The sequence below is a fragment of the Coriobacteriia bacterium genome, from assembly GCA_031292615.1.
Lineage (GTDB): Bacteria > Actinomycetota > Coriobacteriia > Anaerosomatales > JAAXUF01 > JARLGT01.
The window spans coordinates 1-11617 of the sequence record JARLGT010000128.1; the positions used below are offsets into that span (position 1 = coordinate 1).

7 protein-coding genes, 2 tRNA genes and 1 other RNA gene are annotated in these 11617 nt (G+C 64.9%); 4 read left to right on the plus strand and 6 right to left on the minus strand.

Going from position 1 to position 11617, the window contains the following annotated elements; translation table 11 throughout:
• Window positions 1–162: 162 nt before the first annotated feature.
• Entirely contained in the window at window positions 163–1455 is a 1293-nt protein-coding gene (gene dinB, locus P4L93_12060; GenBank protein MDR3687679.1) for a DNA polymerase IV, read from the minus strand.
• A gap of 67 nt (window positions 1456–1522) precedes the next feature.
• Between dinB and P4L93_12065 the strand changes: the two genes are divergently transcribed.
• The 4 genes from P4L93_12065 to P4L93_12080 all read left to right on the plus strand — a co-directional run bounded on the left by P4L93_12065 (window position 1523) and on the right by P4L93_12080 (window position 8650).
• Window positions 1523–2383: a deoxyribonuclease IV gene (locus P4L93_12065; GenBank protein MDR3687680.1), complete on the plus strand. Its 861-nt coding sequence runs from the start codon at window positions 1523–1525 to the stop codon at window positions 2381–2383.
• Window positions 2384–2511: 128 nt separating this feature from the next.
• Window positions 2512–3987 carry a hypothetical protein gene (locus tag P4L93_12070; GenBank protein MDR3687681.1) on the plus strand — a complete coding sequence of 492 codons (1476 nt, stop codon included), beginning with the start codon at window positions 2512–2514 and terminating at the stop codon, window positions 3985–3987.
• Window positions 3978–5981, plus strand: a complete 2004-nt coding sequence (locus P4L93_12075) for a VWA domain-containing protein (protein MDR3687682.1) — start codon at window positions 3978–3980, stop codon at window positions 5979–5981. Before P4L93_12070 ends, P4L93_12075 begins: the two co-directional genes overlap by 10 nt.
• Window positions 5982–6067: 86 nt before the next feature.
• On the plus strand, window positions 6068–8650 hold the full coding sequence (locus P4L93_12080; GenBank protein ID MDR3687683.1) for an Ig-like domain-containing protein: 2583 nt from the start codon (window positions 6068–6070) through the stop codon (window positions 8648–8650).
• 70 nt (window positions 8651–8720) lie between these two features.
• On the opposite strand, the gene rnpB is transcribed toward P4L93_12080, so the two are convergent.
• The 5 genes from rnpB to P4L93_12105 form a co-directional block, all read right to left on the minus strand.
• Window positions 8721–9076, minus strand: an RNA gene (gene rnpB / locus P4L93_12085) — RNase P RNA component class A.
• An 89-nt stretch (window positions 9077–9165) separates the two neighbouring features.
• Entirely contained in the window at window positions 9166–10866 is a 1701-nt protein-coding gene (locus P4L93_12090) for a glutamine--tRNA ligase/YqeY domain fusion protein (GenBank protein MDR3687684.1), read from the minus strand.
• A gap of 141 nt (window positions 10867–11007) precedes the next feature.
• Window positions 11008–11084: transfer RNA gene (locus tag P4L93_12095), tRNA-Glu, on the minus strand.
• A 4-nt stretch (window positions 11085–11088) separates the two neighbouring features.
• Window positions 11089–11164, minus strand: a tRNA-Gln gene (locus P4L93_12100).
• Window positions 11165–11203: 39 nt separating this feature from the next.
• On the minus strand, window positions 11204–11617 hold a 414-nt coding region (locus P4L93_12105; GenBank protein MDR3687685.1), incomplete at its 5' end, for a glutamate--tRNA ligase.

An 11617-nucleotide genomic window follows, 5' to 3' on the forward strand; every position in this document is an offset into this window, starting at 1 on the left:
GCTTGGCACTACGTCCGGGTGCCAGCGGGGAGGACGTAGAGGGCTTCACCGACCCTGGCGTGCCATACCCACTGTAGGCCGCAGCGCCTGTACTCGACCCAGAAGAGCAGGCAGGCAACAACAGCAACGTCGCAGCGAGGAGTACCGCGCACGACAGCCTTCTCATTCGTTGGCCCCCTTTGGCTTCGAGCGTGCTTCGTCCGTCGCATCGCCGCGGGATCGCCCGGGCGACTTAAGCTCGCGCCCATAGCGAACCGCAGCGTCTCCGAACTTCTCGCGCACTGCGTCGATGCCCCGCACGAGTTGAGCGCGCTCCCTGGGCGTCGGCGCAGGGGTAGCCGTGTCCGCACCAAGCTGCTCCTCGCCGAACAGGTCGAGCTGAGCCGAGCGCTCGTCAAACCCAGAGATCCCGACGCCGAGCAGCCGCAGCCCGATTCCTGGTGACCACGCGCTCGCGAGCAGTTGGCGCGCGACGGGACCGAAGACAGCCTCGTCGTCGGTAGCAATCGCCAGGGTTCGCCGCACCGTCTTGGTGGTGAAGTCCGAGAAGCGCAACTTAACGGTGACAGTGCGTCCCGCAAGGCCCTTACGCCGCAGCCGCTGACCAACCTTAGCCGCGAGCGCCGCAAGGGCTCCATCCACGTCGGCCGGCGAACGCACGTCGGTGGCGAACGTCCGCTCGTTGCTGACCGACTTCACGCCCTCGTTCTCATGCACGCTGCGGGCGTCTCGCCCGCGCGCTCGCGCCACGATTCCAACGCCGTGGCTGCCGAGAACCTCCAGCGCCGTGACGTCGTCGAGTTCGGCCAGCTGACCGAGCGTACGAATGCCCAACGCTTCGAGACGGTCGGCAGTGCGAGGGCCCACGCCTGGCATGGCCCGAGTGGGAAGGGGAGCCAGAAACGCAGGCTCTTCTCCGGGGCAAACGATGGTCAGCCCGTCGGGCTTGTCGTGGTCGCTCGCGATCTTGGCCACCGACTTGATCGCCGAGACCCCCACCGAGCACGTGATCCCGAGCCGAGCAACGCGCGAGCGAATACGGCGCGCGACTGCGACCGGGTGCTCACTCGTGTACGTCCCGGGCGTGACATCGAGGTATGCCTCATCGATCGACACCGGCTGCACGAGAGGGGTTTCATCAGCGAAGATCGCCCGAACTGCCTCAGACATCTCGTGATAGCGCTGGTAGCTTCCGTGCGTCCAGATCGCGTCGGGGCACAGCTGAACGGCTCGCGCCGACGACATCGCCGAGCGCACGCCGAACTTGCGCGCCTCGTAGCTGCAGGTGGAGACCACGCCTCGGTGCCCGGGGTCGCCGCCGACGATCACGGGCTTGCCTCGCCACTCCGGGTGGTCGAGTTGCTCGACGGCGGCGAAGAACGCATCGAGGTCGACGTGCAGGATGGCGCGTCCTTCCCAAGGTGTGCCCTCGCAGCTGTGCGGTGTTTCGGTCATGCTAGAAGTGTAGCGTCTGGCACTGACATCGGCGCGACCCGCAATCTCGATCGAGAAGGGCTTCTTGATGCTGTTTGGCGCGCACGTCTCGGTGGCCGGTGGCTACATAGGGGCGCTCGACTACGCCGAGTCCGTGGGCGCCGAGTGCATCCAGATCTTCGCGAAGAGTCCTCGGCAATGGAGGGGGCCGGCCGTCGACCCTGCCGCCGCCGAGCACTTCATCGCCGAGCGAGCCAAGCGCGACTTCGGCCCGGTCTTCACCCATACCGCCTACCTGATCAACCTGGCGACCGACAATCGCGAGTTGCGCGCCAAGTCGATCCCGGCGCTTGCCGACGAGCTGGTTCGTGGCGCCACGCTGGGAGCGGCGGGTACCGTCTGCCACGTGGGCAACGACCCTCTCGGCGATCCCGAGTCTGCGGCCAAGCGTGTGGCCGAGAGCGTCCTTGAGGCGTTTGAACTCGCAGGTAGCGCTGGTGCCTCGGCACGACTGCTCCTGGAGAACACGGCCGGCGCAGGCCGCACCTTCGGGTCGACCTTCGAGGAGCTGGGTGCCTGCATCGCCAACACCGGGCTGCCGACAGCCAGGCTGGGAGTATGCCTCGACACGTGTCATGCATTTGCGTTCGGAATGCCGCTGGACACCCCTGAAGGCTGGCGGGAGGTCGTGGACGGAATCGCCGGCCTGTGCGGTGGCGATCGCCTCGGCCTCATACACGCCAACGACTGCATGTTCGAGCGCGGTTCCAAGCGCGATCGCCACGCCTGGGTGGGCGAAGGGCGCATCGGCAAGGAGGGGTTTGCCGCTATGGTGTGCATGCCAGAACTGTCAGATGTTGCTGCGTGCCTTGAGATGCCCGGTGACGTGCCGATAAAGGACTCGACGAACATCGAACGCCTCCGAAAGCTTCGCGATCAGTGCTCGTGATCACGACACCTGTTGGTAACCGGGCGAATGCGGTTGCCCGAGGCGGGCGACGGCTCTACGATAAGGCGGTCTGACCGCCTGCAATGGACGGCTCTTTTCGTGACGCTACTATCGGATTGAGGAACACGATGGCCTTCTTCCTGATCGGCCGAGGACCCGACGACGACCTGCGGCTCATCAGCGCCAAGTCGTTCGAGACTCGTCAGGCCGCCATGGCCGAGCTGTCGCTCCTCAGCGCCGAGCCGACCTTTGCGCACTGGGACGACGAGGTCAGCGTGATGGACCTCGAATCTGGTGCTCCCGTGCTGCTCGTTCGCTCAGGCGTCGCTGCCGCACCCGCCGCAGAGGCCGTGGTTGCGCCCGTCGATGCCGCCGGTGCTTGGGAGGCCGACCTTCCGCAGGCCGTGGCCGAGGAGCCCGCGCCTGTTGCGGCGACCACTGTGGCCGAGCCGATCCTGATTCCCGCCGGCGTTGTGCCCGAGCCGACACTCACGGCCGAGGAGCCTGCCCTTGCGGCGGCCCCCGAGGCAAGTACGTTCGTCCCCGGCGCGATCGAGGCGCCGTTCTGGGAGCCTCCCTCGGTCGCCCTGATTGAACCTGTGGCCGACGAAGCCATCGCCGATGCAATCGTCCAAGAGGCCCCCAGTGCCGAGCCCGAGCCCGATGTGGAGTCCGGCGTCACAGCTCTCGAGCCCTCAGTTCCCGAGACCGCAGTTGAGTCCGCGCCCGAGCGAGAGCTCGAGGCTGTCGCTCCCGCACAGGTCGCTACCGAGCCCGGCGTCGCCATGGCGGCGACGCCGGAGCCTGTCTCAGACGTTTCGGTCGCCGCCCCAGCTGTCGACGAGAACGACGAGCTGCGGGCCGCTATTCTGCGCACGACCGAGCACATGAGCGCCGAAGGCGTCGTGCCTCCAGAGTCCGTGGGGCTTGTGCCCGCCGAGTCGCAAGCTTTCCCCGAGACCGAGCCGGAGACCGCATCTCAGGAGCCCGAGGTAGCGCAGGAGCCGTCGGCGCCGCCCAGGGTCGGGTTCTGGCCGTGGGCACGCGCCGCGAACTCTTCGGATGCCGAGGGCACCGGCGTGGCCCCTGAGGTCGCGGGCGTGTACGACGCGCTCCAAGAGCCTGCGACCGAGCTGCCCGAGCCCGACGTCGAGACTGCGCTTCGCAATGCCGTTCTGCTGCCCGCCGGTGAGGTCGCTGCTGCCCCCGACCACGGCGCTGAGCCGCATCTTCCCATGAGCAGCCTGCCGGCGCCCGAGGCGGGCGCATTTGTACCGCCTGTCGACGCCGAGAGCGTGGATTCTTCCGACTTCATCCTCGACCTGGATGCGGTGGAGTCGGCGCCCGTCGAGACTGCCGACGCGGCGGCGTCGCCGGTTGCCCCGGCACCCTCGGCGAGTGACGCATGGTCGCTCGGAGGCCCCGAGACTTCTGCGGCGCCCGAGCCATCAGCCGGCGGGCAGACGCCCGAGGTCAATCCGGAGCCAGTCGCCGCTGTTTCTTCGCTGCAGGACTACACCTGCGAGGACTGCGTCTACGTCACGACCTGCCCCAACCGCGACCAGCGTCTCCCGAAGGACTGCGGCAGCTTCCAGTGGCGGTGATTGTGGGTGCTCCCGGCGGACAGTCGTTTCCGTTCTCGGCGATCGTTGGCCAGGAGACACTTAAGCTTGCACTGCTTCTCAACGCCGTCGACCCCAGGGTCGGCGGCGTTCTCATTCGCGGGGAGAAGGGGACAGCCAAGTCCACTGCGGTTCGCGCTTTGCGCTCGCTGTTGCCGCCCATCACTATCGTGTCCGGTTGCAGGTTCGCCTGCGACCCTGCGGACGCCCCATCGTGGTGCGATGAGTGCTGCGAGCGCTCTGGCGCCGGGCCCTTGCCCACCGAGCAAGCAGCGGCGCGGCTCGTCGAGCTGCCAGTCTCGGCCACAGAGGACCGCATAGTCGGTACCTTGGACTTCGAGCACGCCATCAAGCGGGGAGAGAAGCGCTTCGAGCCCGGGCTGCTGGCCAACGCCAACCGGGCGATTCTCTACGTAGACGAGGTCAACCTGCTCGACGACCACCTCGTCGACACTCTTCTGGACGCCGCTGCCATGGGTGTGAACAGCGTCGAGCGCGAGGGCGTCTCCTTCCGGCACCCAGCGCGCTTCATGCTGATCGGAACGATGAATCCGGAGGAGGGAGAGCTCAGGCCACAGCTTCTTGACCGCTTCGGGCTATGCGTCGATGTCTCGGGCGTTCAAGACCCCGGGGCACGCGTCGAGATCGTCCGCCGCCGACGTGACTTCGATGCCAATCCGGTCGCGTTCTGCGCCCGTTGGGCTGATGACGAGGCCGAGCTGACCGCAAGTATCGAGCGTGGCCGAGCGCTTCTACCGAGCGTTACCGTCTCCGACGAGCTGCTCCTCGCGATCGCCAACCTTGCGCTCTCCGTGGGAGTGGACGGCCATCGCGCCGATCAAGCCATGGCCCGTGCGGCCGCCGCGCTCGCGGCGCTTGAAGGCCGAGAGGTGCCGACCGTTTCCGATGTGAGCCGAATCGCCCCACTCGTGCTCGCCCACCGAGTTCGCCGCACGCTCTTCGACGAGCCGCGGATCGACTCGGTCGCCATGGCCGCCTTGATCGCCACTTCGCTGGGCAGCGACAACGACCAAGCCGATGACGAGCAGAATGCCATCGCAGACGACACGATGCTTAGCGCGGGACAGGCAGCAATCTGGGAGACGGCTCCGGACCCACGACAGCCCGTCGACGAACCATCCCCACGAGCCCGGATTGCGATTCCGGATGAGCGCGAGAACCGTGTGGATTACATGAGATCGGAAGGTCGCCGACGCCAGGCTGTCTCGGCCGAATCCCGGGGGCGTCATACTGGTAGCCGCGCGAGTGCCGAGGGCACCGAGCGCGCTGACATCGCCCTCGAGGCGACGCTACGGGCAGCCGCACCCAATCAGTCCTCCCGCAACGCGGCAAACGGGCTGGCGCTGCAGATCGAACGCTCAGAGATTCAGCAGAAGGTTCGGCGCCACAAGGCGGGAACGACCATCGTGTTCTGTGTGGATACGAGCAGTTCGATGGGCACGGCCGCTCGAGTCGCCGCCGTGCGTACCGCGGTGGTCGACCTGTTGCATGACGCCTACCGGCGCCGAGACCGTGTCGCCGTCGTCGCGTTTCGCGGAGATAGCGCCGAGGTGTTGCTCGCACCAACAGCCAGCATCCAGCTCGCCGAGATGCGCCTGCGCGACCTGACAACTGGGGGATCGACGCCACTAGCCGCAGGGCTGCTCACGAGCATGGAGGTCGTCGAGCGGGAGCAACGCCGCGATCCCGACGTCGTCGGGTGGATCGTCGTGCTCTCCGATGGGAGGGCGAATGTCGGTCTCTCTGGGGGTGTCGGCAGCGCTGACGCGCTTGCAGCGGCCGTGCGTATGAAGGCGGCGGGGGTGCATGCACTTGTGGTGGACGTCGCAGGCTCAGATCAACCGTCCGGACCAGCGCGGGAGATTGCGACCGCGGCGGGTGCTCGCTACGTCAAGACGGGTGACGGGGGTCACACGCTTGCCGCGTCGGTGCGAAGTGTCGTTCATAACGCGTAAAGCAGCGGGCGAATCGTACCGATACAATGAAGCACGTGCGCTGTTTGTAGACGCGGCTTGATCCTGATATGAGGGGGAACTCAGCAATGACACGCACTGTGCGCCGCTTTGTAGTCGTCCTAGTCGTAGCCCTGGCGCTCTTCGGCATCTTCGCCTCAACGGCTCTTGCCGCCCTCGAGGACACGCCGACTCCCACGCTCGGAACGTCCAAGACCAACCCCAGTTGGGGAGTCGACGCGTGGTGGAGAGGTGGCTGGGGCAACAGCCTCTACCCCGAGTTCACGCTTAACCCGCCTCCGATGACCGAGGACACCGATGGATACCTCATCGGCTTTCTATACGCGGTCGACAGAAGTCTTGTGACGCCCATCGACACGACGCATCCCGGGAACTACTACCGCGCCGACTGGCCCGTCGCGACTGGCGCCACCGGTGGCACGTCGACAGACCACACAATCGACATGCTGGGTGTGTATCAGAACCCGCCTGCAGGCGGCTGGCGGGCGCAGCTTCCGGCAGAGCACACGCCTCTTGAGGGCTGGTGGGTCTTCCACTACAAGTTCTTCTCAAACTTCCGCTACGCTGCCAACCAGTGGGATCCGGTATTTGGCATCGACCAGACTCCACCTCGAGCCGTCACTGGCCTGAACGTCACGACGGGGCTCACTAGTTCGACGGTGACAACCTGGACGCCTGCAACGCGGGCCCACATCACATGGAACCCGGGCGACCTTCCTGGTCAATATGATGATCTGTCCGGCATCGGGTACTACCAAGTCATGCTAGACGACAAGCCCTACGTGCCGGAGACCTCATCCAGTCCTACACTCGGCCGAGTCTATGGCTCGCAAGCTTTCGTCATCGCGCCGTCGTTCACGATCGAGAACATGCCGGCAGGCGCGCACAAGATATCAATCGTCCCTGTTGATAGAGCGACCAACCCTGGGCCTGCAGCGAGCCAGATGTTCTACTCGGACCCGGACACTCCCACGATCTCTTTCACGTCCCCAACCACGAGCATTCTGTCGATGAAGAGCATCTTCTCAGTCGACGCGAGCGACGCCGCAGGACCGCCCGTTGTCACCATGGCTCTGGATGGTTCGGGGCTTACGACGCTGACTGCCGCGCCGTACTCCTACAAGCCGGACCTCAGCGCCCTGGGCAGCGGGACTCACACGCTAACTGCAACCGCCACGGATCACCTCGGCAGGACCGTCACCATCACCAAGACTGTCAGCTTCAGCAACACGATCACGTCGGCCGGTTTCATGACCACCGGCCCGTCCGAATTGGTTGACCTATCACCCGATGCCGACATCTGGACGAACAACGTCCATCCGAGCTTCGCTCTTGCGACCGGCTCCGAAATCGCAACACTCGAGGCGGATTCGGGCGGAACTGCCGCCGGCATGCTCTATGACCTTCGACGTGTTCTCGAACCGATTGATGCGTCAACGCCGGATGCGTACTACCGTTCTTGGCGCCCCGGCGCTGGGGACTGGGCCACGCACATGGACGCGACTGTGGACCTCGGGAGTGTCATGGCGTATCCGCCGCCCGGCGGCTGGCCCGCCCCCGAACCGGGCGTAGAGCAGCCGGTGGAGGGCATCTGGTATCTGCAGTACAAGGGTTTCCTTGACAACGGCTGGGCAGAGTCCGCGACCAACTACGTGAAGTTCGGCGTCGATGTCACGCCACCCAGCACCGTCGATAGCCTGGCTGCATCCCCGACCACGGACACTGCAATGGCGGGGTCCGTAACCGCGGGCACACGAGTCCATATCACGTGGTTGACAAAGGACTATGACGCGCTCTCCGGTGTGGCCTACTACCAGGTCTTGCTCGACGGCGTCCCAGCCATTCCTGAAGGGTCGGGAGACCCACAAGGACGCGTCTTCGACATCCCGGGCCGTGCCGAGCCGGCTGTCACCATTGAGAACTTGACTCCCGGCCAGCACCTCATCGAGGTGTACGCAGTCGATCGTGCCGGCAATGTCGGGAAGTCCGTCAGCACAACCGTGTTCTCTGACCCCGATGTGCCCCAAATCGCGTTCGTCAGGCCTTCAGGCGACCAGCTCGGCGTGAACGCCTCACTCGAGGCCTCGGCCAGCGATATTGGCGGCGTGAAGTCGGTCGTCTTCCAGCTCGATGGAACGACTGTCCTTACCAAGACCTCGGCGCCGTACTCCGGAACAGCTGACTTGAGCGCCTTCGGTCCCGGGACCCACACTCTCACCGCAACGGTGACGGACATGTATGGACGACAGACTTCGGTGAGCAAGCAGGTCACGCTGGACAAGACGCCGCTGACCATCAGTGGCTTCGGAATCAACTACACGCTGTTCTATCCGATCAAGCGGGACAAGTACCGTGACAACCTGACCATCTCGTTTACGACTAGCAAGGTCTCCTCGGCCAGGGTGCTCGTCACGAACTCGTCTGGGGCGGTGGTTCGGACGCTGACCAAGTCGGCGATCGCCGGAAAGAACTCGCTGACATGGGATGGTAAGTGGAGCGCGGACAACAAGGCGCACACCGGCACGTTCTACATCCAAGTGACCGCCACGGACTCGTCCGGCAACTTCACGGCAACGGGCAAGCTCAAGACCGCGATCAAGAACTACCAGATCATCGTCTCCAGAGGCAAAGCGAAGGTGATCTCTCGCTAGCGCATTGAGTGCCCCACGGAACGCCAACGGGCGGTCCTCCGCCAAGGAGGGCCGCCCGCTTCGCGTCGTACAGGGGAGTGGGCCGATAAGCGGGGTCCTGTCGTGGACGACCATTTATCTAGGACCATCGTCGCCGATGGCCTCAAGCGGGCATACCCGAGCGTCGGTCGGGCCGACCTTAACCGCTCCTATTTGCCCTTGCTCCGAGTGGGGTTTGCCAAGCCGCCATGTTGCCATGACGCTGGTGCGCTCTTACCGCACCGTTTCAGCTTTTCCTCCGCCGAGCGAACCCGGCGAGGGAGTTTTCTTTTCTGTGGCACTTTCCGTCGGCTCGCGCCGACCTGCCGTTAGCAGGCACTCTGCCCTATGGAGCCCCGACTTTCCTCACGCACCATTGCGGGCACGCGCGGCCGTCTAGCCCACTCCGTCGCCCATTCTAGCAGCGCCGTTGCGCAGTCGCCGAGAATGGCGAAAGCCGCCCCGCAAAGGACGGCCCTCGGTGATCTCACGGCGGCCTAGGCCTGGTCGTGACGTCCCTGCGCCTGCAGCTTCGCCCAGGTATCCTTCAACGTCAGTGTGCGGTTGAACACGAGCGAGCTTGCCGTCGAGTCCGGGTCTGCACAAAAGTAGCCGAGCCGCTCGAACTGAACGGTCTGGCCCACAGGCAGCTCGGCGAGCGTGGGCTCGACGAAGCAGCCGCGGCGCACGACCTCAGACTCGGGGTTGAGACCTTCGAAGAGGTCGGCTCCGTCGGCACCAGGGAAGGGCGTCGCAAAGAGGTGGTCGTAGAGCCTCACCTCGGCGGGCACGGCGTGAGCGGCCGACACCCAGTGCAAGGTTGCCTTCGGACGACGACCATCCGGAGCGGCGCCACCGCGAGTTTCGGGATCGTATGAGCAGCGAAGCTCGATGATGTTGCCCGCGGCGTCCTTCACGACCTCGTTGCACGTCACGAAGTAGGCAGATCGCAGTCGGACCTCACGGCCCGGCGCGAGGCGGAAGAACTTCTTGGGCGGGTCCTCCATGAAGTCATCGCGCTCGATCCATAGCTCGCGAGTGAACGGCACTTTGCGCGTGCCTGCCGACTCGTCCTCCGGATTGTTGGGCGCGTCCATCTCCTCGACCAGATCGTCCGCGTAGTTCTCGATGACCACCTTCAGAGGATCGAGCACGCCGAAACGACGAGGGGCCTTCCTGTTGAGCACGTCGCGCATGGCATGCTCGAGCAGCTCGACCTCGACCACGCTGTCTGCCCGAGCAACACCGATCATCGCCGCGAAGTCGCGCATTCCCTCGGCGGGGAAGCCGCGTCGGCGCAGGCCGGATAGGGTTGGCATGCGGGGGTCGTCCCATCCGCGCACGTGGCCCTCGTTGACGAGCTTCAGAAGTACGCGCTTCGAGAGCACCGTGTGAGTGACGTTGAGCCTTGCGAACTCATACTGGTGCGGCCGAGACGGCACCGGCAGGTTCTCGATGAACCAGTCGTAGAGCGGTCGGTGGTCCTGGAACTCCAACGTGCAGATCGAGTGGGTGATGCCCTCGATCGCATCGGACTGCCCGTGTGCGAAGTCGTAGGTGGGGTACACGCACCATGCGTCGCCCGTCCTCGGGTGCTCGGCATGTACGATCCGGTACATGATCGGGTCTCGCAAGTTGATGTTGGGCGCAGCCATGTCGATCTTGGCGCGTAGCACTCGCGACCCATTGGGAAACTCGCCTGCACGCATGCGGGCAAACAGGTCGAGGCTCTCCTCGGCGGCGCGGTCACGCCAGGGGCTGTTGGTTCCTGGTTGGGTCAGGGTTCCCCGATGCTCACGAATCTCATCGGCAGAAAGGTCGTCGACGTAGGACTTGCCGTCCTTGATGAGGCCGACGGCCCACTCGTAGAGCTGCTCGAAGTAGTCCGAGGCGTAGAAGAGGTTCTCGCCCCAGTCGAATCCGAGCCAGTGCACATCGTCCTTGATCGCGTCGATGTACTCTTGCTCTTCCTTGGTGGGGTTGGTGTCGTCGAAGCGAAGGTGGCACCGACCGCCAAACTCCTGTGCCACGCCGAAGTTCAGGCAGATCGACTTAGCGTGGCCAAGGTGGAGGTAGCCGTTGGGCTCGGGAGGGAAGCGCGTGACGACCGTCTGATGCCGGCCTTCGCGCAGGTCAGCGGCGACGATCTCGCGGATGAAATCCGAGCGTTCTGAGGGTGATGCGGTTTCTGTGTCCATGGTCGTCGAGGATACCAGATGACAGCACGTTTCGAGGCCTAGCGCACGGCTCTCGGCGGCCCTACCGGCCTCGGTGATCGCCGGCGAAACGAAGAAGCCCCCTCCAACAGTCGCCTGTCGAAAGGGGGCTTCGGTATCACTTGGTAGCCCGTACGGGATTCGAACCCGTGATCTCCGCCTTGAGAGGGCGATGTCCTAAACCGCTAGACGAACGGGCCAAGCTGGCTGGGGCACTAGGGCTCGAACCTAGACTTTTCGGTACCAGAAACCGACGTGTTGCCAATTACACCATGCCCCAGCATTTGGACCACGCCCACGTGCGGCGCGAAAAGGTATGTTACGGACGGCTCAATGCCGTGTCAAGGCGTCTGACGGACTCGTCCCTGCCGAGAAGTTCGAGCGATTCGAAGAGCGGTGGCGAGACCGTCGAACCGGTGATTGCCACCCGAATCGCCTGGAACACGATCTTGGGCTTGAGCTGGAGCCGCTCTGGCAGATCTCGCAGTGCAGCTTCGATTGAGGTCGCACTCCACTCGCACTCGGCGAGCACCCGCGACGCCGCGGACAACGTCGGGCCCGCGTCATCGTTGGCGAGCACCTTCTCGCGCGCTGACTCTTCGATCGGCGGCATCGCGAAGAGGAATGCGACCCGGCCTGCAACCTCGTCCAGACGCTTGGTTCGCTCGGCGATCAGCGGGGCAAGGCGCTCGAACCAGGAGCGGCGCTCGGCGACATCGGCAGCGGTTGCCAA